This window comes from Methylococcales bacterium, assembly GCA_030949405.1.
GTDB lineage: Bacteria > Pseudomonadota > Gammaproteobacteria > Methylococcales > Methylomonadaceae > WTBX01.
In genome coordinates, this window is record JAUZSN010000002.1 from 1,223,123 (window position 1) to 1,242,914 (window position 19,792).

The 19,792-nt window shown below is 35.1% G+C and carries 31 protein-coding genes and 3 pseudogenes; 20 read left to right on the forward strand and 14 right to left on the reverse strand.

Features of this window, described 5'->3' with window-relative positions:
- Positions 1 to 88 precede the first annotated feature (88 nt).
- Positions 89 to 1,021 (forward strand): methyltransferase domain-containing protein, encoded by a 933-nt coding sequence (locus Q9M50_06525; GenBank protein ID MDQ7090288.1) that lies wholly within the window; start codon positions 89 to 91, stop codon positions 1,019 to 1,021.
- Positions 1,022 to 1,409: 388 nt separating this feature from the next.
- On the opposite strand, the gene Q9M50_06530 is transcribed toward Q9M50_06525, so the two are convergent.
- A complete protein-coding gene (locus Q9M50_06530) occupies positions 1,410 to 2,288 on the reverse strand; it encodes an Rpn family recombination-promoting nuclease/putative transposase (protein ID MDQ7090289.1) in 879 nt (292 codons plus the stop codon).
- Between the two features lie 178 nt (positions 2,289 to 2,466).
- On the opposite strand from Q9M50_06530, the gene Q9M50_06535 reads away from it, so the two are divergent.
- Complete coding sequence (locus tag Q9M50_06535; protein ID MDQ7090290.1) at positions 2,467 to 2,859, forward strand: transposase family protein; 393 nt, start codon at positions 2,467 to 2,469, stop codon at positions 2,857 to 2,859.
- Positions 2,822 to 3,283, forward strand: a complete 462-nt coding sequence (locus Q9M50_06540; protein ID MDQ7090291.1) for a transposase family protein — start codon at positions 2,822 to 2,824, stop codon at positions 3,281 to 3,283. The genes Q9M50_06535 and Q9M50_06540 overlap by 38 nt, the downstream gene beginning before the upstream one ends.
- Positions 3,284 to 3,303: 20 nt before the next feature.
- Here the strand turns inward: Q9M50_06540 and Q9M50_06545 are convergent, their stop codons facing one another.
- Positions 3,304 to 3,561 (reverse strand): BrnT family toxin, encoded by a 258-nt coding sequence (locus tag Q9M50_06545; protein MDQ7090292.1) that lies wholly within the window; start codon positions 3,559 to 3,561, stop codon positions 3,304 to 3,306.
- 475 nt (positions 3,562 to 4,036) lie between these two features.
- Here Q9M50_06545 and Q9M50_06550 point away from each other — a divergent pair, with 475 nt between their 5' ends.
- From Q9M50_06550 to Q9M50_06570, 5 genes and pseudogenes are all read left to right on the forward strand, one after another.
- Positions 4,037 to 4,168, forward strand: a complete 132-nt coding sequence (locus Q9M50_06550) for a hypothetical protein (protein MDQ7090293.1) — start codon at positions 4,037 to 4,039, stop codon at positions 4,166 to 4,168.
- A 57-nt stretch (positions 4,169 to 4,225) separates the two neighbouring features.
- Positions 4,226 to 4,456 (forward strand): annotated as a pseudogene (locus Q9M50_06555) (transposase family protein).
- Positions 4,457 to 4,610: 154 nt separating this feature from the next.
- Positions 4,611 to 4,949: a hypothetical protein gene (locus Q9M50_06560; GenBank protein ID MDQ7090294.1), complete on the forward strand. Its 339-nt coding sequence runs from the start codon at positions 4,611 to 4,613 to the stop codon at positions 4,947 to 4,949.
- Positions 4,946 to 6,112, forward strand: a complete 1,167-nt coding sequence (locus tag Q9M50_06565) for a DUF6399 domain-containing protein (GenBank protein MDQ7090295.1) — start codon at positions 4,946 to 4,948, stop codon at positions 6,110 to 6,112. The genes Q9M50_06560 and Q9M50_06565 overlap by 4 nt, the downstream gene beginning before the upstream one ends.
- 13 nt (positions 6,113 to 6,125) lie before the next feature.
- Positions 6,126 to 6,530: a hypothetical protein gene (locus tag Q9M50_06570; protein ID MDQ7090296.1), complete on the forward strand. Its 405-nt coding sequence runs from the start codon at positions 6,126 to 6,128 to the stop codon at positions 6,528 to 6,530.
- Between the two features lie 199 nt (positions 6,531 to 6,729).
- Here the strand turns inward: Q9M50_06570 and Q9M50_06575 are convergent, their stop codons facing one another.
- Positions 6,730 to 6,888: a hypothetical protein gene (locus tag Q9M50_06575; protein ID MDQ7090297.1), complete on the reverse strand. Its 159-nt coding sequence runs from the start codon at positions 6,886 to 6,888 to the stop codon at positions 6,730 to 6,732.
- Positions 6,889 to 7,034: 146 nt separating this feature from the next.
- On the opposite strand from Q9M50_06575, the gene Q9M50_06580 reads away from it, so the two are divergent.
- Positions 7,035 to 7,715, forward strand: coding sequence for a reverse transcriptase domain-containing protein (locus Q9M50_06580; GenBank protein ID MDQ7090298.1), 681 nt, complete (start codon positions 7,035 to 7,037; stop codon positions 7,713 to 7,715).
- Positions 7,645 to 8,298, forward strand: coding sequence for a group II intron maturase-specific domain-containing protein (locus Q9M50_06585; protein MDQ7090299.1), 654 nt, complete (start codon positions 7,645 to 7,647; stop codon positions 8,296 to 8,298). The genes Q9M50_06580 and Q9M50_06585 overlap by 71 nt, the downstream gene beginning before the upstream one ends.
- 80 nt (positions 8,299 to 8,378) lie before the next feature.
- Here Q9M50_06585 and Q9M50_06590 read toward each other — a convergent pair whose 3' ends face one another.
- From Q9M50_06590 to Q9M50_06610, 5 genes are all read right to left on the reverse strand, one after another.
- Positions 8,379 to 9,320, reverse strand: a complete 942-nt coding sequence (locus Q9M50_06590; GenBank protein MDQ7090300.1) for a restriction endonuclease subunit S — start codon at positions 9,318 to 9,320, stop codon at positions 8,379 to 8,381.
- Between the two features lie 5 nt (positions 9,321 to 9,325).
- The gene (locus Q9M50_06595; protein MDQ7090301.1) at positions 9,326 to 11,164 is read right to left on the reverse strand and encodes an N-6 DNA methylase; all 1,839 of its coding nucleotides are present in this window, start codon (positions 11,162 to 11,164) and stop codon (positions 9,326 to 9,328) included.
- A gap of 103 nt (positions 11,165 to 11,267) precedes the next feature.
- Complete coding sequence (locus Q9M50_06600) at positions 11,268 to 11,402, reverse strand: hypothetical protein (protein MDQ7090302.1); 135 nt, start codon at positions 11,400 to 11,402, stop codon at positions 11,268 to 11,270.
- Between the two features lie 47 nt (positions 11,403 to 11,449).
- The gene (locus tag Q9M50_06605) at positions 11,450 to 11,680 is read right to left on the reverse strand and encodes a hypothetical protein (protein MDQ7090303.1); all 231 of its coding nucleotides are present in this window, start codon (positions 11,678 to 11,680) and stop codon (positions 11,450 to 11,452) included.
- A 118-nt stretch (positions 11,681 to 11,798) separates the two neighbouring features.
- Positions 11,799 to 12,242: a hypothetical protein gene (locus Q9M50_06610; GenBank protein MDQ7090304.1), complete on the reverse strand. Its 444-nt coding sequence runs from the start codon at positions 12,240 to 12,242 to the stop codon at positions 11,799 to 11,801.
- Between the two features lie 128 nt (positions 12,243 to 12,370).
- Here Q9M50_06610 and Q9M50_06615 point away from each other — a divergent pair, with 128 nt between their 5' ends.
- Genes Q9M50_06615 through Q9M50_06630 form a run of 4 tightly spaced genes read left to right on the forward strand, consistent with a single transcriptional unit; the run spans position 12,371 to position 13,981 of the window.
- The gene (locus tag Q9M50_06615; protein ID MDQ7090305.1) at positions 12,371 to 12,538 is read left to right on the forward strand and encodes a hypothetical protein; all 168 of its coding nucleotides are present in this window, start codon (positions 12,371 to 12,373) and stop codon (positions 12,536 to 12,538) included.
- Positions 12,535 to 13,158, forward strand: a complete 624-nt coding sequence (locus tag Q9M50_06620) for a recombinase family protein (GenBank protein MDQ7090306.1) — start codon at positions 12,535 to 12,537, stop codon at positions 13,156 to 13,158. Before Q9M50_06615 ends, Q9M50_06620 begins: the two co-directional genes overlap by 4 nt.
- A 44-nt stretch (positions 13,159 to 13,202) precedes the next feature.
- Positions 13,203 to 13,442, forward strand: coding sequence for a hypothetical protein (locus Q9M50_06625; GenBank protein ID MDQ7090307.1), 240 nt, complete (start codon positions 13,203 to 13,205; stop codon positions 13,440 to 13,442).
- Positions 13,439 to 13,981, forward strand: coding sequence for a PriCT-2 domain-containing protein (locus Q9M50_06630; GenBank protein MDQ7090308.1), 543 nt, complete (start codon positions 13,439 to 13,441; stop codon positions 13,979 to 13,981). Before Q9M50_06625 ends, Q9M50_06630 begins: the two co-directional genes overlap by 4 nt.
- 164 nt (positions 13,982 to 14,145) lie before the next feature.
- On the opposite strand, the pseudogene Q9M50_06635 reads toward Q9M50_06630, so the two are convergent.
- From Q9M50_06635 to Q9M50_06650, 4 genes and pseudogenes are all read right to left on the reverse strand, one after another.
- Positions 14,146 to 14,703, reverse strand: a pseudogene (locus Q9M50_06635) (ribosome biogenesis GTPase Der).
- Between the two features lie 22 nt (positions 14,704 to 14,725).
- Complete coding sequence (locus Q9M50_06640) at positions 14,726 to 15,187, reverse strand: transposase family protein (protein MDQ7090309.1); 462 nt, start codon at positions 15,185 to 15,187, stop codon at positions 14,726 to 14,728.
- A complete protein-coding gene (locus tag Q9M50_06645; protein MDQ7090310.1) occupies positions 15,150 to 15,653 on the reverse strand; it encodes a transposase family protein in 504 nt (167 codons plus the stop codon). Before Q9M50_06645 ends, Q9M50_06640 begins: the two co-directional genes overlap by 38 nt.
- A gap of 168 nt (positions 15,654 to 15,821) precedes the next feature.
- A pseudogene (locus Q9M50_06650) lies at positions 15,822 to 15,992 on the reverse strand (GTPase).
- A 182-nt stretch (positions 15,993 to 16,174) separates the two neighbouring features.
- Between Q9M50_06650 and Q9M50_06655 the strand changes: the two are divergent.
- The 6 genes from Q9M50_06655 to Q9M50_06680 all read left to right on the forward strand — a co-directional run bounded on the left by Q9M50_06655 (position 16,175) and on the right by Q9M50_06680 (position 18,417).
- On the forward strand, positions 16,175 to 16,552 hold the full coding sequence (locus tag Q9M50_06655) for a hypothetical protein (protein ID MDQ7090311.1): 378 nt from the start codon (positions 16,175 to 16,177) through the stop codon (positions 16,550 to 16,552).
- Positions 16,553 to 16,734: 182 nt separating this feature from the next.
- On the forward strand, positions 16,735 to 16,965 hold the full coding sequence (locus tag Q9M50_06660) for a hypothetical protein (GenBank protein ID MDQ7090312.1): 231 nt from the start codon (positions 16,735 to 16,737) through the stop codon (positions 16,963 to 16,965).
- 47 nt (positions 16,966 to 17,012) lie between these two features.
- Complete coding sequence (locus Q9M50_06665) at positions 17,013 to 17,147, forward strand: hypothetical protein (protein MDQ7090313.1); 135 nt, start codon at positions 17,013 to 17,015, stop codon at positions 17,145 to 17,147.
- 63 nt (positions 17,148 to 17,210) lie between these two features.
- Positions 17,211 to 17,351, forward strand: a complete 141-nt coding sequence (locus Q9M50_06670) for a hypothetical protein (GenBank protein MDQ7090314.1) — start codon at positions 17,211 to 17,213, stop codon at positions 17,349 to 17,351.
- Between the two features lie 138 nt (positions 17,352 to 17,489).
- The gene (locus Q9M50_06675) at positions 17,490 to 17,993 is read left to right on the forward strand and encodes a transposase family protein (GenBank protein ID MDQ7090315.1); all 504 of its coding nucleotides are present in this window, start codon (positions 17,490 to 17,492) and stop codon (positions 17,991 to 17,993) included.
- Positions 17,956 to 18,417 (forward strand): transposase family protein, encoded by a 462-nt coding sequence (locus Q9M50_06680; protein MDQ7090316.1) that lies wholly within the window; start codon positions 17,956 to 17,958, stop codon positions 18,415 to 18,417. Before Q9M50_06675 ends, Q9M50_06680 begins: the two co-directional genes overlap by 38 nt.
- A gap of 504 nt (positions 18,418 to 18,921) precedes the next feature.
- On the opposite strand, the gene Q9M50_06685 is transcribed toward Q9M50_06680, so the two are convergent.
- Positions 18,922 to 19,338, reverse strand: a complete 417-nt coding sequence (locus Q9M50_06685; protein MDQ7090317.1) for a hypothetical protein — start codon at positions 19,336 to 19,338, stop codon at positions 18,922 to 18,924.
- A 7-nt stretch (positions 19,339 to 19,345) separates the two neighbouring features.
- Entirely contained in the window at positions 19,346 to 19,678 is a 333-nt protein-coding gene (locus Q9M50_06690) for a hypothetical protein (protein MDQ7090318.1), read from the reverse strand.
- Between the last annotated feature and the right edge of the window lie 114 nt (positions 19,679 to 19,792).

The following is a 19,792-nucleotide window of genomic DNA, read 5'->3' on the forward strand; positions in this document are numbered from 1 at the left end:
AAATGATGGGTTTTCTACTGCATTGATGCAGTTCAAGGTAAAGATTTCTTTATTCCTTACTTCTTATAACTTATTTATTTAACTTACGATGACCGAGCAAACCTTATACCGTTTAGAACCCGACCAAGATTACCGTGATGATAGTTTGGCAAAAGATGTCAGTCTTTCTGAGAGAGAGCTTGTTGAAGATACGGCACAACATTTTGAAGATTGTCACAATGACTATTTATTTGCTTGGAGTAACAGCGAGAACCTAGCATTTCATTATGGTTATTGGGATTCAGATCAGCCTTATAACCAACATGAAGCGTTGATGAATAAAAATCAACTGCTTTATGATAAAGCAGAGATTAAACCGAGCGATCGTGTTTGGGATGCGGGCTGTGGTATTGGGGGGAGTTCTATTTGGATGGCTAAAAAATATGGTAACCGTGCAACAGGGGTTACTATTAGTGGAATGCAAGTTGATTATGCAACAAAACAAGCGAATAAAAGAGGCGTTGGGGATTTAGCTGATTTTGTTAAGACAAATTTTTGTGATACGCCTTTTGAAGATGAAACCTTTGATGTAGTTTGGGCGGCCGAAAGTGTATGTCATACCCAATATAAAGGTAAATTTTTAAAAGAAGCTCTTCGGGTTTTAAAGCCTGGGGGTCGCTTAGTGTATTGTGATGCGTTCATGATGCAACGTGAATTTAATAAAGAAGAATGGCAAACGATGATGGATTTTTTCAATGGCTGGGCAGTGCCTAATTTATGCTATTGTGATGAATTTGAGGGTTTGTTGAAAGAGAATGGCTTTAAATATATTGAGCTTGATTATATTCATGAGCAAACGATTCAGTCGGCTGAATATATGTATAAAGTAGGTAAGCGATTGTTACCTGTGCAGAAAATTAGTCAATGGTTGGGTTTGCGTACGAAGGCTCAAACGGCTAATTATTATGCGGGATTGGCGCAATACGATATGTTTAAAAATCGTTATGCGGAATATTGTGTCTTTACGGCGACAAAAAAATAAAGGATTAACTAAAAAGTTTTAGTTTTTTGGAGTATAAAAAATATTTTGTACTCCATAAATTATCATGATGATTAAAGTGTCTTTTAATTTTATCTTCTATTTTAAATACCTTACTAAACACGTTAAATCCTTATCCGTTGAAAATAAATTATCAAAACTGCTACTTAGCATAATTTCTATTTTTTCATCAATTAATAAATAACGATCATGAAAATTTGTAAATATTTTTTTACGATCTGGTTTTATTGCCCACTTGTTAGGCTACTAACTTAAGATGGGACAAGTTGAGGTTAAGTCTCGCTCTATAGTGTCCCGTCTTAAGTAACCATACCTTACCGTTCTTTATGTTTCATATCGTCAATTTAATTTTGAATAGAGAGTAGGGAAATTATTGTTTATGTTTAATTTTTAAATCGACTATTATTTTTTCAGGTAGCTCGGTAATTTTCATAATTAAATCAATATCCATTTTATTATTTAACATCTTAATAGCAATCTTAATGTTATTGTTATATTTACCTTGTTCAATGCCTTGTTCAATTCCTTTTTTTAGTGCTTTTTTCTCAGCCGTTTGAATCGCATTAATCTCATCATATTCTTTTAATCCAATATAATCATAGACCTCTAACTCTTGTTGGTTCCAGCCATATTGAGTGGCTATTTGAAATGCTTCTTCAATTTCAGGTATGTTTTCAAGTTCCTTGGGAATAATGCTTAAATCTGAGGCATGTTTTAAAAAATAAATCCATTTGTCTAAAAGACTATTTAATTCATTTAGCGGTTTATTAAATTTTGTTAATTCCAAAAAAGTAAATTCAAAATCATCGAGGTCTTGTAAGCAGGTTTCTGTATTTAAAATAAGATGACGGCTGATATAATTTTTACTAGAAAACATATCAAATTTAAGGAGTCCAATAAAATAAACTTTCTTTAGTTTTGAATAGTTATCCCCTTTATTAAGCTGTTGAACATAGGCTTTAGAGGTATAGTAAAGTGTTCTTTTAGCAAAATTTCCCAAGTCCTTTTTTTGCATTTCAATAATAAAATTTTCACCCGCTTGGTTGGTTGCTTTTATATCTAAAATAGTTTCTTTAAGAGCTTCTATTTTAGGTACTTGATAAGGGTTAACAATTAGGATGTTTGTTATAACATGTTGTCCTTCAAATCCTAAAATAGCATTTAAAAATGAAATAAGGATTTCTTTTTTATTTTGATCGCCAAATATTTTTTTAAAGGCTATGTCGTTAGTTGGGTCGGCAAATTTCATTTTATTTATTTATAAATGGTTTGTTTAGTACAGTATTTTTATACGCAAATCTCGACTACCAACTTAAGACTGGACACTATGGCGCGAGGCTTAATCGTTCGTCCTGAGCCTAGTCGAAGGGCGGACGGTTAAGCCGTTCATACTTAGACAAGCTCAGTACGAACGGCTTAACCTCAACTTGTCCCGTCTTAAGTTGGTAGCCCATGAAAATAAAGAAAGAAAATACGGTAGTGGTTTAGATAGCACATTAAAAACACCCGCAGACAAATTATTATTTATATTAAATTATATGAAGTGTTATTCTACTTTCGATCACTTAGGGTTTTCTTTTAATATGAATAAATCATGCGCCCATACTCATGTATACAAATTATTTCCAATTTTAATAAAGACGTTAGATATATTTAATGTTTTACCTGCAACAAGTTTTTCAACCCCTGAAGAAATGCAGCAGGCTTTTGGCGGAGTTCAAACATTGATAATAGATGCTACAGAGCGTGCTGTACAACGCCCTAGTGACTATGAAGAACAAAATGAATTTTACAGTGGTAAAAAAACAGCATACAATTAAAAATACCACTATAGCTTCTTTAGGTCATTTAATTTTATATATTGGGGTTAGTTTTCCAGGTAAAAATCATGATTATGGAATGTTTAAAAAAGAATTTAATCCAGAATTAAATTGGTTTAGTAATTTTAATATATTTATTGATTTAGGTTATTTGGGGTTTAATAATGAATATAAAACTAATTCGGTAAATATTCCTCATAAAAAACCAAATAAATCTAAGCATAATCCAAACCCAACATTAACTGAAAATCAAAAAAAAGAAAACAAAGAGATGAGTCGTGAAAGAGTCATTGTTGAGCATGTAATCGGTGGAATGAAAAGATATAGATGCCTAGTTGACAAGTTTAGAAATAAAAAAGAAGGTGTAAAAGATTTATTTTCTTTTTTAGCGGCTATCCTATGGAATTTTAACATGATATATTAACTTCTTCTTAAAGAACAAGTCTATTGTTTAATCTCTTTTTTATCTGCTTTTCTAGCCGATATAATACGGATATTATTTTCTCCGCGCTCAACATGAACTACAAATAAGATATTTAGTAAAGCTCCCATGCCTAAGGTTTTAAACCTTTGTTCATTATGGTAATTATCTTCAATGGTAAGTGCATACTCATCTTCTAATGCAATAACTGCATCAGTAAATTCAACACCGTGTTTTCGGATATTTCCAGCAGCTTTTAGTGAACCCCATTCATATTTCATGGATTCTAGTGTATGTACATTTGGTGCATAAATCAAGATAAAATATGTGTAATTACCCTTAAAAACATAACGTCGTAAATCACCAGCGGTAAAAAGTGGGGTGAGGAACGAAACTCCACTTTTTACCGTCTGAGTGAATTTGCTTTGTGTACGCCCAGCATGGGCATGAACTAATGAGGTGCAAGTCCTCTGTAGGAAAACCCAACTTAGCGTACATTTGTAGGCTAAGGAATGCGGATTTAATAAAACCCAAAAATTAATAAATTATATTAGTTGGTAACAAGCTTTGAATCAAGTATGCTCTATTAGACTTGTTCTTCTAAATAAAATATATTAAAATCAATTGCTTATATATACTTGATAACACTCACAATCAGTTGATACAGCCTAATAAATAAACTTTAAATTAAATTATTAAAAATAATAAATAAGCTTTATAATAAATTTCTATAAAAAATAAAAATCAAAGTATAACATGAAAATAAAAGAAATTTTACCAAGAATTTATGATGATAGACAGTTAAGAGCTTTAACAGGATTAAAAACAGAACATTTTATTTTACTATTATCTCTATTTGAAAAGACCCTTATTGAAGATCAAAAATAAAAACATGAAAATAAAGAAAGAAAATACGGTAGTGGTTTAGATAGCACATTAAAAACACCCGCAGACAAATTATTATTTATATTAAATTATATGAAGTGCTATTCTACTTTCGATCACTTAGGGTTTTCTTTTAATATGAATAAATCATGCGCTCATACTCATGTATACAAATTATTTCCAATTTTAATAAAGACGTTAGATATATTTAATGTTTTACCTGCAACAAGTTTTTCAACCCCTGAAGAAATGCAGGCTACCAACTTAAGACGGGACAAAATAAAGAACTAACTGCGATATTCTTGTATCATAGGTTAATGACTAAAAAAACAGAACAACACAGAAAATACGCGCAGCTAGTCACGCAATTATCGCTGAAATTACAACAACAGGCAAGCAAACTGTTCGTAACTTAGCTTCAATTGTTGGTCGCTCAAAAAGCAGTGTGCATCGTCATCGTCAAGCGCAAACAAAGCGAAATCGACATCCTGAATCATCATTATGGGAAACCGAGGCAGGTAGTTCTTGGCAAAGATTAATGGTGTTTTCCGCCTTGTATGTCTTTGGATTAAAGGCAGGCGTAGGTGCAGAGACTTTATCGCTGTTTTTTAAAATGATACGGATTGACACCCATGTGGGCGTATCACCTGACGCACTGCGGACTCAAATCAATAAAATGGAAGTCTTATTGCCTGCAGTTTCAGCAAGAATGCGAAAAAGTGTGAAAAAACAAACACGTAAAGTTGTTGCTGGGCTGGATGAGACTTTTTCGGCAACTTTATGATTTTAGTTTTAATGGACTTACGTTCTGGCTATCTTTTGTTGGAAGATATTAGCGATGATAGGTGCTACGATACTTGGTATAAAAAGGTTTCGCCACGATTAGAATCATTAGGCATTGAGGTTAATCATGCGATTAGTGATCGCGCTAAGGCGTTGATAAAAATGGCAGTGACGGGGTTTAAGTGCGAATCGGGGGCAGATATTTTTCATGCTCAACAAGATATGAGTCGCTGGTTAGGCGCGAAAATCGGCAGGCGTGCAGCAAGGGCTGAAAAACAGCGGCAAGCAGCGCAAACCGCAGAGTCTACTGTTTCTAAAACGGCAACGATGCAGAAAATTATTGGACTTAAAACAACACGGATAACGGCTGAAAAAGAGCTTGAAGAAGCCAAAAAAATACAAACAGATTATCACGAAAACTTACAAGGGATTGCGGATGAAGTTCATCCTTTTTCACTCAATGATAGTCGTAGAAACGATGCGGAACAGGTTGAGAAGTTGCTAGAGTTAAGAGCGCGAGCCTTTGAAAAAATAGCGGAAAAACAAGGGATTAACGATCATAAAGGCGTGATGAAAAAGTTTCGTAATCAAATAAAACCGTTAGCGGTATCCATCAGTTTTTGGTGGCTTTGGGTACGCGAAACCTTGCAAAATTTGGGGCTTGATGCGGATACCGAATATTGGTTGACCACAACATTATTACCCGTTGTTTATTGGCATCAGAAAATGGAACAAACTAAAAGCCGCAGGTCAAAGGAAAACTATCGAAAAGCTTGGGAAACCGCGTCTGATAAGCTCAAATCAGACCCATTTAGTGCAAAGTTATCAATCAGTGAAATGCAGCGATGGCTAACATTGGCGGAGCATATGGCAAGGCAGTTTCAACGCAGTTCATCTGCGGTGGAAGGGCGAAATGGCTGTTTATCGCAAATGTATCGCAATGGGCGAGGTTTGAATAAAAAGCGATTAAACGCGTTGACGGTCATTCATAACTACGGAATCAAACGTGAGGATGGCACAACCGCCGCCATGCGTTTATTTGATACCGAGTTTCCAGACTTGTTTTCATGGCTACTGAATGAAATGGGCGAGTTACCGCTTCCTAGAAATAGTCGAAAGCGTGTGTTTTCTAACCCTTTGAAATTGCTGGATGTCCCGTCTTAAATTGGTAGCCTAAATGACCATGATTTTCCATCCTATGCCAAAGGTAAAGTTGTACCTCATGGGATTGTATGATATTAATCGTAACGTAGGTTATATCACTCTGGGAGTCAGTCATGATACCTCTGAGTTTGCCTGCAAATGTATTCGTCAATGGTGGTTAGAGCATGGACAGGCATTGTATGAGGGATCGACAAATTTATTGCTACTATGTGACTGCGGTGGTAGTAATAATGCACGCTATTATATTTTCAAAGAAGATTTGGAAAAATTGTCAGAGGAATTAAAGATTAATATTCGTATCGCCCATTATCCACCGTATACATCGAAATATAACCCAATAGAACATCGCTTATTTCCGCAATGGAATTATGTTGCCGTCCCTGTTGACCTTGTATCTTCGGGTTTTATTAAATCCTGAGTCCTAAGTATAACTACTAGCCGAGGGTAATTGCAAGACCGCGAGGGTTTGTGAGAAGGAAGCCTACGAACAGAAATATCATATAAGGCGTAGTCTCTGAGGTGAGTTGGCACAAGACAACGAAACCCAAGGTTTGTGAGATAACGTAAATGATGAGGTTGTGGCGTGACAGTTCATGTTCTTATCTGGGGAGGTCTGCTTAACAGGCAGTCGATAAGAAACCTGTAAAAGGCGCAGGATTAGAAAATGTCTTGGCTCTTTGGATTCCATCATCCAAAGTTGAGCGAATAGGATGGAAATCGACGGCGGTCAATTCAGTAATGGATTGATTGTTTAAGCAGAAGTCAGCAGAAGCCATAGTAATCAAACGCCCATCGTAATGGTTGGGACACGGTGAAGGGCTGAACATTAACTAAAAGGTAAGAGGAATGTTTAACTTGAATAACCCACATTTTCCGACAGGAAAAGGTCATCATCAGCGTGCAAATAAAACCCCAGCCTTAAATGAAAAATGAAAACTTGTTACATCAGGTATTAGCAACCGCCAATGTTCGCACGGCTTGGAAACAAGTTAAGCGTAATAAAGGCGTTGCAGGAATAGACGGTATTTCTATTGATGATTTTACTGAAATAATGCGCCTGCAATGGCACAACATTAAAGCGCAAATCCTCAGTAACCACTATCGTCCCCAGCCTGTTAAGCGTGTCCGCATCCCTAAAGATGACGGTTCTGAACGTTTACTAGGCATTCCCACTGTGTTAGACCGCGTTATACAGCAGTCTATCGTACAAATCGTATCGCCCTTATTTGACCGCACTTTTTCGCAGCATAGTTATGGTTTTCGACCTAACTTATCCGCGAAATATGCGGTGCAGGAAGTGCAAGGATTTTGTCAACAAAAACGCCAGATTGCAGTCGATATTGACCTGTCAAAATTCTTTGACCGTGTTAATCACGATTTATTGATGACGTTATTGGGACGCAGAATAACGGATAAAGCTTTGTTGCGATTGATTGGGCATTATTTACGCGCGGGTGTTTTGGAGGGGAAACAGCTACAACCCAGTCGAGAAGGTGTGCCGCAAGGCAGTCCCTTATCACCGTTATTATCTAATGTTATGCTTGACCTTTTGGACAAAGAACTTAGAGCAACGGGGTCACAAATTTGCTCGTTATGCGGATGATGTCATCATCATGGTAAAGAGTCGGCGAGCAGGTGAGCGCGTGTTAAAAAGTCTGACACGATTTATCGAAGAAGACTTAAAACTCAAAGTCAATGAACAGAAAAGTCGAGTGGTCAAAAGTAGTCAATCCAAATTTTTAGGGTTTAGCTTTAAAGGCAAGTATATTGTTTGGCATCCCAAAACGGTAGCGAGGTTTAAGCATCGTGTGCGAGAACTAACCAACCGAACTTGGGGCGTGTCAATGCAGTGGAAAATTCAGCAACTGAGTATATATTTACGCGGCTGGATAAACTACTTTGGCATTGCCAATCAATATCAACAAACCGTTGATTTAGACGGCTGGATACGGCGCAGAATTAGAATGTGTTATTGGAAGCAGTGGCGAAAACCCCGTACGAAAATACGCAATTTAATGAAATTAGGGATTGAAAAACACGCCGCAATATTGGCTGGATTAAGCAGTAAATCCTACTGGAGAAACGCGAAAACCCCTTGTATTAATAAGGGATTAGGGAAAGAATACCTGAAACAGCAAGGGCTATTCTCACTACGAGATGGCTGGATTAAGTATCACTACGGTTAGTGAAACGCCCTGTGCGGATCCGCACGCAGGGTGTTGTGGGGGCTGAGGGTGAGATACCCTTGGCTACCCCGATTAGGTTTTTATATTTGCTTGCTAAATGATAATGATTTTATATATGCTTCCATAAATTCAAAATCTGGCTTTCCATTTTTATTAATAGGTAATTTTATTTTTGATACTTTCATTCTTGCAATCCCCCATTTTCTACCATAATTATATCTATATTTTTCACGTTTAATTAGCGTAGAAATAAATAAACCAATATATTTATTCATTTCAAATTTAGGTTTAAAAATATGAACATCTTCCGTAGAGCAAAAAGGAATCGGTTGATAAAAAGCCTCGGCTACACTTCCATTCCGATTCACACCAATTGTGTTACCGTCATGAATGGGTGATTCTTTAGTAACAGAAGTCCAGCCATTATTACTATCTGACGATGTTACAAAAGGTATTTCTCCTGAACCATCTAAATCTTTCTTTCTAGGGCCTTTTCCTCTCTCAATATCAAATAACTCTTGATATTCAAAACATCCCCAACTTTTAACCTCTAATTTTAAATTACTATTTTTATTAAACGGTTTATTTGCAGAATTAAATTTATTAATATTAACTTTATTTACCCATTCAGGAATTTCACTTAATTCTGGAATTAAAAGCTCTCTAAGTGTCCTATTTGCCTGTCTACCATAGTTATATCTATATTTATTTGCTTCTATACAAGAACAGTAAAAGAGTTTCTCCTCATCAGTCATATGTCCTTTTGGGGATAAACAATAAATATGATAACCACTATAAAACTGTTCTGGCTGTAAAAAAGTTGATAATACAGAGCCACCTAATGCAACAGTTATTGTATTTTTTGGTGTTGGAGATACAGTTTTTAAGAACTTCACTTTAGCTGATACACCGTTATTTTTTGCGGTACGAGAAATAAAATTTACACCATTGTTATCCTCAACTAAATTATTAAGCTGGAGACTGTTACCGTACTCAACATGAAAAATGTCTGTTAATTTCACTAACTTCATGATATTTCATTTTTTAGTTTAAAGATCATGTAATCTTTAACGGTTTCTTCAAATAATTCTTGCGTAATAATTGAGTAATCTGTTTCCATATATGCTTCAGCACACCATTCATTCTCATGGGTAACTTTTTGTTTAACACTCATTCCTGCCACATCATCTCTATCTCTATAACTCTCCACCCAGTTATCTCTTATTTCTTCCCATGTTGAATTCAGGTCTATTCGTCCCTTCATCTTTGTTTTTACAAAGCCATCTTCTTTCCAATAGCCAAACCATGTTTTTTTATTAGTTTTTTCATGTGGTGTATGTGCTGTAAAAATCATAATGCAGGTTACAACCCCAACGGGATAAAATAACTCCGTTGGCATTGACATAACAGCATTAAGTGTATGATGAGTTAATATTTCTTCACGTAAAGGATGAGGAGAAATAGCACAAGACATAGGAACAATTGCAATTCCTACACCTCCTTCTACCAAGCAATCCAACATATGTTTAACAAAAACCAATTCATGCAAAGATTCCTCGCCTTGAGAATAAGGAGGGTTTAACATCCCAATATTACACTTATGTTTTTTCACTGCCTCAGTAATTCCCTCGCCAAAACAGCTCCCTTGATGTAAATTAGCTTTACCATCACCGCGTAAAATCATATTACTTGCAACTAAGGCATACATATTAGGTTGTTGCTCCACACCTAATAATCCCTCTTTTTTTATTTTTTCTTTTTCCTCTTGCGTAAATGCTTGTTTAAACATTTTGTGCATAGCTGAAACTAGAAAACCACCAGTACCAGCACAAATATCCAAAACTCTACTATCTTTCTGAACATTAGCTAATAATGAAAACAGCTCAGTAATATGTTTGGGCGTTAACACAATCCCTAGAGCTTTTTTATCTCCACCTGTATATTTTAGAAATTCACCATAAAATTGCCCAACAACATCAAAATCATGATAAACACTAATAAAAGGCCATACCTTTTGGTTTAACATGAAAATTAATTCATATAACACGCCTCTAGGATATTTTTTTTGTGCTTTACCTAATTCTGGGTGTACAGCAATTGAAGAATAAGGCTGAGTCATACTAAATTCTTTTGAATGAGGAATATCCGCTTTTTTCATTTCCTCTTTAATGACTCGCATCCATTCTTTTTGTAGCTCTTCTGGTGAATGAGCATCAAAACTTTTTGCAAAAGCTTTATTTCTTAATGCAATCAACGTTCCACTAACAACAAGTGGCTTTTCACTTTCGGTCAATTTGGCGTGGTCTCTCATGAAATCGTGCAAATCACGAGACAGTGCCATTAAATCATTTTCTCTCTGTTTTGCTACATCAGGATCAAATGTTCCATGCTCAATATAGTCCTCTAAAGGGATAATATTTTTTATGGGTGTACCTGCCTTATTGACAAGTACCTTATGATTTTCTGATTCTTTGGGAAAAATGAAGTTTGATATTTTTAGACTAGATTTTGTTTGACCACTAACAGCAATAGCGATTACATTGAAAGATTTAGCAAGCCGTTTTGCATAATGCAAAACGCCATCAACTGCATATTCAACAGGTCTATTTTTATCCTTACTTTCGTGATGCTTTACATCTGCTTTACATTCAAAAACAATTAAAAAGTCGGGTGTTTCTAATGTGGAAATTATGAATTCGGGTGCACCTATTCCGCCTTTCCCTGTTTTACTTGCACCTTTTAATAATTTTTTAATCTCTTCAATATGGCTTTTTTGCTCTTCTACTTGAGTATTCTCATTATCGTAGTATTTTAAATCCCTTAAAATATCACGCACAAGATTCTCAGTTATTCTTTCATTTGCCATTTTGTTGTCTCATTATTTACAATCTCAAATTTTGGTACTATTTTACATTGAGGCTATGGAAGTATAAAGGGTATCTACTTTAAATTTCAGGGTAAAACAAATATCAGACCTGCAAACTTTGCGCTTTTTGAGCGATAAGATTCGCCATAGACGGCATTTTGAATTCACCACTAACTCGGTCATAAACATAATCATAAAAACTCACGGCTAGTTTTTTAGCCGTTTCAGCAAGACTCATAAAACTGTCTTTGATTTTCGTGCCTTTCTCATTTCGAGTCTGGAAGCTTATGTCTCGCGCACGCGCTTGTCTTCTTGATTCATCACTGTATTAACAGGTATTTGAGCATCAACTTTTACCCGCGCTTTATCAGCTAACTTGAACTCGTCAAGCAAGGATTGAGCTTGTTGATTGTAGATATAATGGCGTGGCGCATAGTCGGTCAGCACGTCGAGAACCGATAAACGGTCTTTGTTTTTAGGGGTGAAATAAGCGGTAAACAAGTCATTGCAGACCACCTGACAATAGTGGTTATCACCGTTGACTCGCGCACTGGTATCATCAATATGACCGTATCACTATTGAGAATACCGCTGCGATAAAGCTCGCTTTTTTCCTGAGACTTAAGCATGGGAATTAAGCTACGAAAAAGCCTTTAGATACTAAGTCGCTAGGCAAGCCAGTTTTGTCGAGTAGGCATTTTAGCGTTTGGTCGATTTTAACTCGTGGGATCTTGGGTTTACGGCGGCGTTTTTTCTTATCCGAGTCCGTATTTTCAGTGTCGTTATTAGTTTCTTTTTGCGCGTCAACTTGTGCTTTTTTACGTTCGTCTTCGGATGAAATATCATCACCCTTATTATTTTTATTGGGTTTGATATCAGGCTTTCCCTGCTCACCTTTCAAGCGATTAACCTCGTCACGAAGTTGCTGTAATTCAGTTTCTAAAGACAATTTATCACTGGCTAAGCGTTCAATAAGATTGAATATTTTTTTGACAATATCCTGCGCTTCGCTACTTTCCATTTGAGCGATCGCTTGATAAATGGCGTTAGTTTCAGCCTGTCGGTCGTGGATATTCAAAGTATGTAACTGTTCGTTAATTGCTACAAATAATGCAAGAAATTACAGATAACCTTAAATATCAACTTGTAAGAAAAGATTTTATTTAATTCCCATAAGTGATATTATGAGATACCAAAACAAACGAAATGGGAATCATTGAAATCATGCTAAATGTTAATCAATTAACTGCATTATCAGAAGCAAACGCCGTAAATTCGGTACTCATCAGCGGTACAAGCGGTGGTTTTATTATTATTAATGATAAGGAAATAAAAGCTATTTGTAAAAACGATTTATTTATAGGTGACTTATGAAAAAACGTGTAGCTATATATATAAGAGTGTCCACCGATGGGCAAACCACCGAAAACCAAAAGCGTGAGCTTTTAAACGTTGCTGAACATGCAGGTTGGGAAATTACAGAAATCTATGAAGATGCTGGAATTTCAGGGGCTAAAGGACGTGATAAACGCCCTGCACTTGATAATTTACTTAAGGATGCAACACGCAGAAAATTTGACATTGTAGCCGCGTGGAGTGTTGACCGCTTGGGCAGAAGCTTGCAAAACCTTGTTAGCTTTTTATCTGACATTCACGGTTATGGAATAGATTTATATTTGCACCAGCAGGGCATAGATACAACAACGCCAGCAGGTAAAGCCATGTTTCAGATGCTTAGAGTTTTCGCAGAATTTGAACGCTCAATGATTCAAGATCGCGTGAAAGCTGGGCTTGATAGAGCTAAATCAAATGGTCAAATATTAGGTAGACCATCAACCAATTCTGAAAAAGAAGCACAGATTATTGAAACCTTAAACACTGGTACTGGAATTTTAAAAACTGCAAAAATTCACTCTGTCGGCACTTCTGTAGTGCAACGTATTAAAAAAGAAATGGTGGAGGCAGACAAGGTTTTATTTAATTTTCAGAAGTGATATTATGAGATACCAAAACAAACGAAATAGGAATCATTGAAATCATGCTAAATGTTAATCAATTAACTGCATTATCAGAAGCAAACGCCGTAAATTCGGTACTCATTAGCGGTACAAGCGGTGGTTTTATTATTATTATTAATGATAAGGAAATAAAAGCTAAACGCGGTCACAAACGTATTTTTAAAAAATTACAAACTGCTGCATTTTTCTTGAACAATAAAGGAATAGGAAAATTTACAGTTGATTTATCCGACTGGAAACCAGAAGGGGCTACTCAATGACATTAGCATCCTATGAAAACGTAGAATCAGCTTTAAGATTTATTTCACCCGACTTTGAAGAACGTGAGGAATGGGTGAAAATTGGAATGGCTGTAAAAGATGGTCTAAACGGTGAGGGCTTTGATTTATTTGATAGTTGGAGCAAAGGCTCAGATTCTTATCAATCTCATGATGCGAAAGATACATGGCGGTCAATAAAGGCCGGCGGCGGCGTAACTGTCGGCACTTTATTTTATTTAGCTGGTGAAAATGGCTGGAAACCAGACACCACGGCAGAACCAGAAACCGAACAGCAACGATTAAAGCGTGAAGCCGAACGCAAGGCACGAACTCAAAAGGAAGCTAGAGCCAAGACTACTAAGTCTAAACAAGCAATTGCAAAGGTCGAAAAACTTTTAAATACTGCGGTTCAAGCCTCAGAAAATCATCCTTATTTAATGAATAAAGGGGTCGGTGTTAATTATACTTTCTCTTTCTCCATCCAACAGGTCTCCCTCTGTTTACACTCACCAAATTATATATCAGCTATTCAAACCTGAAAGAGTCCGTACTGAAAATACTAAATAGCTTTGGTAAAAAATATACGATAATTTTTACTTAGGTACTTATAATTTACTACCCCGCCTGTATTTTATAATCTACAGACACCCTATTTATTATTAAAATAATTAGATTCAGCGGGGCAACAATTCATCCTATAAAATTAGTTTTTCTTTACCCTATTACGCGAGTTAATTCGGGCTAATCGCTCAACTTTCTTCTGGTGCTTCTCAGTCGGTTTCTTTTTAACTTCTTTATACGGATTATCAGGTGATTTAAACTTAAGCCGAATAGGCGTTCCTTTTAAGTTTAATTTATCTCGGTAAAAATTAATTAAATAACGCTTATAGGCATCAGGTAACGCATCCGTTTGCGCTCCGTGAATAATAATTACAGGCGGATTTCGTCCTCCTTGATGTGCATATTTTAATTTAATACGCCGTCCTTGTACTAAAGGCGGTTGATGCGCCATCGTCGCTTCTTTTAAAATTTGCGTTAATGCTGGCGTGGACATATTAATCATCGTCGCATCATAAAGCGTATGTACGACATCAAATAATTTTCCCACCCCACTGCCATGTAAAGCAGAAATAGGATGTTTCTCTGCAAAATCTAAAAAGGGTAATTTAACGTCTATTTGCCGATTAATCAGCTCTTTTTGGTCATGACTTAAACCATCCCATTTATTTAAACCTAGAATTAAAGCCCGTCCTGCTTCAATAGACTTGTTCTTTAAGAAGAAGTTAATATATCATGTTAAAATTCCATAGGATAGCCGCTAAAAAAGAAAATAAATCTTTTACACCTTCTTTTTTATTTCTAAACTTGTCAACTAGGCATCTATATCTTTTCATTCCACCGATTACATGCTCAACAATGACTCTTTCACGACTCATCTCTTTGTTTTCTTTTTTTTGATTTTCTGTTAATGTTGGGTTTGGATTATGCTTAGATTTATTTGGTTTTTTATGAGGAATATTTACCGAATTAGTTTTATATTCATTATTAAACCCCAAATAACCTAAATCAATAAATATATTAAAATTACTAAACCAATTTAATTCTGGATTAAATTCTTTTTTAAACATTCCATAATCATGATTTTTACCTGGAAAATTAACCCCAATATATAAAATTAAATGACCTAAAGAAGCTATAGTGGTATTTTTAATTGTATGCTGTTTTTTTACCACTGTAAAATTCATTTTGTTCTTCATAGTCACTAGGGCGTTGTACAGCACGCTCTGTAGCATCTATTATCAATGTTTGAACTCCGCCAAAAGCCTGCTGCATTTCTTCAGGGGTTGAAAAACTTGTTGCAGGTAAAACATTAAATATATCTAACGTCTTTATTAAAATTGGAAATAATTTGTATACATGAGTATGGGCGCATGATTTATTCATATTAAAAGAAAACCCTAAGTGATCGAAAGTAGAATAGCACTTCATATAATTTAATATAAATAATAATTTGTCTGCGGGTGTTTTTAATGTGCTATCTAAACCACTACCGTATTTTCTTTCTTTATTTTCATGTTTTTCTTTTTGATCTTCAATAAGGGTCTTTTCAAATAGAGATAATAGTAAAATAAAATGTTCTGTTTTTAATCCTGTTAAAGCTCTTAACTGTCTATCATCATAAATTCTTGGTAAAATTTCTTTTATTTTCATGTTATACTTTGATTTTTATTTTTTATAGAAATTTATTATAAAGCTTATTTATTATTTTTAATAATTTAATTTAAAGTTTATTTATTAGGCTGTATCAACTGATTGTGAATGTTATCAAGTATATATAAGCAATTGATTTTAATATATTTTATTTAGAAGAACAAGTCTAATAACCAGTCCTAATAAATGACAGTCTTGATCGGTAATACCTTCACTCGCATCAATCAAATAAATGACCACATTGGCTTTTTCAATCGCTTGTAACGATTTAATAATACTGAACTTTTCAATGGCTAATGATATTTTTGCACGGCGACGCATTCCCGCCGTATCAATTAAAAAAAGGTCGCCACAAATGTTATGACGGTAAGTGGATTGTGGGTGAGACGAGAAAATTAGAATTAGCAGGTAAACAGGGTGGTGTTAAGATTTATACGTATCTACTTTAAATCTCAGGGTAAAGATAAAATTTCTAAAATAGATTTGACAACATATCATAAAAGAACGAACAGTTACATACTTTGAATATCCACGACCGACAGGCTGAAACTAACGTCATTTATCAAGCAATCGCTCAAATGGAAAGTAGCGAAGCGCAGGATATTGTCAAAAAAATATTCAATCTTATTGAACGCTTAGCCAGTGATAAATTGTCTTTAGAAACTGAATTACAGCAACTTCGTGACGAGGTTAATCGCTTGAAAGGTGAGCAGGGAAAGCCTGATATCAAACCCAATAAAAATAATAAGGGTGATGATATTTCATCCGAAGACGAACGTAAAAAAGCACAAGTTGACGCGCAAAAAGAAACTAATAACGACACTGAAAATACGGACTCGGATAAGAAAAACGCCGCCGTAAACCCAAGATCCCACGAGTTAAAATCGACCAAACGCTAAAATGCCTACTCGACAAAACTGGCTTGCCTAGCGACTTAGTATCTAAAGGCTTTTTCGTAGCTTAATTCCCATGCTTAAGTCTCAGGAAAAAGCGAGCTTTATCGCAGCGGTATTCTCAACAGTGATACGGTCATATTGATGATACCAGTGCGCGAGTCAACGGTGACAACCACTATTGTCAGGTGGTCTGCAATGACTTGTTTACCGCTTATTTCACCCCTAAAAACAAAGACCGTTTATCGGTTCTGGACGTGCTGACCGATTATGCGCCACGCCATTATATCTACAATCAACAAGCTCAATCCTTGCTTGACGAGTTCAAGTTAGCTGATAAAGCGCGGGTAAAAGTTGATGCTCAAATACCTGTTAATACAGTGATGAATCAAGAAGACAAGCGCGTGCGCGAGACATAAGCTTCCAGACTCGAAATGAGAAAGGCACGAAAATCAAAGACAGTTTTATGAGTCTTGCTGAAACGGCTAAAAAACTAGCCGTGAGTTTTTATGATTATGTTTATGACCGAGTTAGTGGTGAATTCAAAATGCCGTCTATGGCGAATCTTATCGCTCAAAAAGCGCAAAGTTTGCAGGTCTGATATTTGTTTTACCCTGAAATTTAAAGTAGATACATTTATACAGCAATCGTTAATTCTGTCTCATTGAAATGTAATATTCGCATCGCTTATTTAGTTAAAACAACGTCACAAGGTACACGTTATGCCTTGTTGTTTTCAACAGATACAGAGATAGATGCAATGACACTTTATAATAGACTTGTTCTTCTAAATAAAATATATTAAAATCAATTGCTTATATATACTTGATAACACTCACAATCAGTTGATACAGCCTAATAAATAAACTTTAAATTAAATTATTAAAAATAATAAATAAGCTTTATAATAAATTTCTATAAAAAATAAAAATCAAAGTATAACATGAAAATAAAAGAAATTTTACCAAGAATTTATGATGATAGACAGTTAAGAGCTTTAACAGGATTAAAAACAGAACATTTTATTTTACTATTATCTCTATTTGAAAAGACCCTTATTGAAGATCAAAAAGAAAAACATGAAAATAAAGAAAGAAAATACGGTAGTGGTTTAGATAGCACATTAAAAACACCCGCAGACAAATTATTATTTATATTAAATTATATGAAGTGCTATTCTACTTTCGATCACTTAGGGTTTTCTTTTAATATGAATAAATCATGCGCTCATACTCATGTATACAAATTATTTCCAATTTTAATAAAGACGTTAGATATATTTAATGTTTTACCTGCAACAAGTTTTTCAACCCCTGAAGAAATGCAGCAGGCTTTTGGCGGAGTTCAAACATTGATAATAGATGCTACAGAGCGTGCTGTACAACGCCCTAGTGACTATGAAGAACAAAATGAATTTTACAGTGGTAAAAAAACAGCATACAATTAAAAATACCACTATAGCTTCTTTAGGTCATTTAATTTTATATATTGGGGTTAGTTTTCCAGGTAAAAATCATGATTATGGAATGTTTAAAAAAGAATTTAATCCAGAATTAAATTGGTTTAGTAATTTTAATATATTTATTGATTTAGGTTATTTGGGGTTTAATAATGAATATAAAACTAATTCGGTAAATATTCCTCATAAAAAACCAAATAAATCTAAGCATAATCCAAACCCAACATTAACTGAAAAACAAAAAAAAGAAAACAAAGAGATGAGTCGTGAAAGAGTCATTGTTGAGCATGTAATCGGTGGAATGAAAAGATATAGATGTCTAGTTGACAAGTTTAGAAATAAAAAAGAAGGTGTAAAAGATTTATTTTCTTTTTTAGCGGCTATCCTATGGAATTTTAACATGATATATTAACTTCTTCTTAAAGAACAAGTCTAATTATTACAAGGCACGGTTTCAGATTGAATTTCTATTTCGTGATGCTAAACAATTTACAGGACTTTGTGATTGCCAAGCACGTTCTGAACCTGCTTTACACAGTCATTTTAAGGCAAGTTTTACTGCGCTAAATTTGATTAAATGGCATGACCGACTTTTAAGTCCTAAACGAAAACCAATTTCAATCGGTAGCTGGAAGACTAGATTTTTCAATGAGTTATCGATTGAACGTATTTTATTAAACTCTGGGGTAGACCTGAGTTTAATAAAATTCTCTTCTCAATACGAGGAGCTTTGTAGCTTCGGGGTTATCTCGCATTAAAACTGTCCGAAGTGTTGAACTTAGGAAAATGGAAAAATATAATCATCTAAAATAAAATTATAACCCATTGATATTTATTAATTATATTTTTACAATAGAATGATTATTAATTTCCACCTCCCTTATTTTTCACTCTAATAAAACTAACCGAATCGTTGTTAATCAACAAAAAGTACAAATAGGTCATTGTTATGCTGACTACAAACGCTGTATTGCTGCTGTTGTCCATTCACCATTTTTTCAATCGTTTTTAGACCACTTTTACGCCGACAACGTGAACCTTTCATGGTTGCCGCCTGACATTGTGTTGCTTTATTTTCAGGTTTAATGATTTCATCCGTTTCAGTTTTTACATCAACGTCGGAAACAGGTTCATCTGCTATCTCGGCTACACTCGGTTTAATTTCATCTACCACACTAACAACAAGATTCTGTTGACTCGGTTTTTCAACAGGTTGACTTTCTTCCACGGTTGTTTGTTTTGTTAGGTATTTATCAACACCGCTTTCTTCTTTTGCTTTTTTGGGTATTGTTTCACTCGGTGTTACTTTCTTACGTGGCGATAAATTAAACAAATACTTTTCAACCCCCCGTCATTTTAGCTAATTGAGTCGCTTTATTTTTCGATTGCTTATCGCATTGTTGTTGTTTTTTGCGTAAATACCGATCAACCCCTGTTAATTTTTGCGTAGTTTGTTCTTCTTGCTGCTGTTTTTTTGCTAAATAGCGTTCTGTACTGGTTAATGTTGACGATGTATCTTTTTTTCGTTGATATTTTTCTACACTGGAGACCCCACTCGATTTTTTTTGCATATCGACTTCCGTTCGGTAGATGGAGGGAGCTGAGTGATGTGTTTCTTTAGACGATTGCAATCCTGTTAGCGTTAGTATTTTATCGAAAAAATTTTGAGCCATGATGATACCTATTCCTTTTATTTTACTTGCTGAAATTTAAAAGCCCGTTAAACTTAGGAATAAAAACGTCATAACATCCAAACCCTCACTAATTCAAAGATAAAGGGCTTTGCG

Coding starts and splice junctions, on each gene's coding strand:
- Q9M50_06575 (MDQ7090297.1), bottom strand. CDS start 6,888: ATGGCTTCTGCTGACTTCTGCTTAAACAATCAATCCATTACTGAATTG.
- Q9M50_06545 (MDQ7090292.1), bottom strand. CDS start 3,561: ATGAAATATGAATGGGGTTCACTAAAAGCTGCTGGAAATATCCGAAAA.
- Q9M50_06630 (MDQ7090308.1), top strand. CDS start 13,439: ATGACATTAGCATCCTATGAAAACGTAGAATCAGCTTTAAGATTTATT.
- Q9M50_06540 (MDQ7090291.1), top strand. CDS start 2,822: ATGAATTTTACAGTGGTAAAAAAACAGCATACAATTAAAAATACCACT.
- Q9M50_06580 (MDQ7090298.1), top strand. CDS start 7,035: ATGAAAAATGAAAACTTGTTACATCAGGTATTAGCAACCGCCAATGTT.
- Q9M50_06600 (MDQ7090302.1), bottom strand. CDS start 11,402: ATGAGTCTTGCTGAAACGGCTAAAAAACTAGCCGTGAGTTTTTATGAT.
- Q9M50_06525 (MDQ7090288.1), top strand. CDS start 89: ATGACCGAGCAAACCTTATACCGTTTAGAACCCGACCAAGATTACCGT.
- Q9M50_06680 (MDQ7090316.1), top strand. CDS start 17,956: ATGAATTTTACAGTGGTAAAAAAACAGCATACAATTAAAAATACCACT.
- Q9M50_06565 (MDQ7090295.1), top strand. CDS start 4,946: ATGATTTTAGTTTTAATGGACTTACGTTCTGGCTATCTTTTGTTGGAA.
- Q9M50_06625 (MDQ7090307.1), top strand. CDS start 13,203: ATGCTAAATGTTAATCAATTAACTGCATTATCAGAAGCAAACGCCGTA.
- Q9M50_06550 (MDQ7090293.1), top strand. CDS start 4,037: ATGAAAATAAAAGAAATTTTACCAAGAATTTATGATGATAGACAGTTA.
- Q9M50_06615 (MDQ7090305.1), top strand. CDS start 12,371: ATGGGAATCATTGAAATCATGCTAAATGTTAATCAATTAACTGCATTA.
- Q9M50_06530 (MDQ7090289.1), bottom strand. CDS start 2,288: ATGAAATTTGCCGACCCAACTAACGACATAGCCTTTAAAAAAATATTT.
- Q9M50_06640 (MDQ7090309.1), bottom strand. CDS start 15,187: ATGAATTTTACAGTGGTAAAAAAACAGCATACAATTAAAAATACCACT.
- Q9M50_06585 (MDQ7090299.1), top strand. CDS start 7,645: ATGTTATGCTTGACCTTTTGGACAAAGAACTTAGAGCAACGGGGTCAC.
- Q9M50_06690 (MDQ7090318.1), bottom strand. CDS start 19,678: ATGGCTCAAAATTTTTTCGATAAAATACTAACGCTAACAGGATTGCAA.
- Q9M50_06675 (MDQ7090315.1), top strand. CDS start 17,490: ATGAAAATAAAAGAAATTTTACCAAGAATTTATGATGATAGACAGTTA.
- Q9M50_06570 (MDQ7090296.1), top strand. CDS start 6,126: ATGACCATGATTTTCCATCCTATGCCAAAGGTAAAGTTGTACCTCATG.
- Q9M50_06595 (MDQ7090301.1), bottom strand. CDS start 11,164: ATGGCAAATGAAAGAATAACTGAGAATCTTGTGCGTGATATTTTAAGG.
- Q9M50_06620 (MDQ7090306.1), top strand. CDS start 12,535: ATGAAAAAACGTGTAGCTATATATATAAGAGTGTCCACCGATGGGCAA.
- Q9M50_06645 (MDQ7090310.1), bottom strand. CDS start 15,653: ATGAAAATAAAAGAAATTTTACCAAGAATTTATGATGATAGACAGTTA.
- Q9M50_06665 (MDQ7090313.1), top strand. CDS start 17,013: ATGAGTCTTGCTGAAACGGCTAAAAAACTAGCCGTGAGTTTTTATGAT.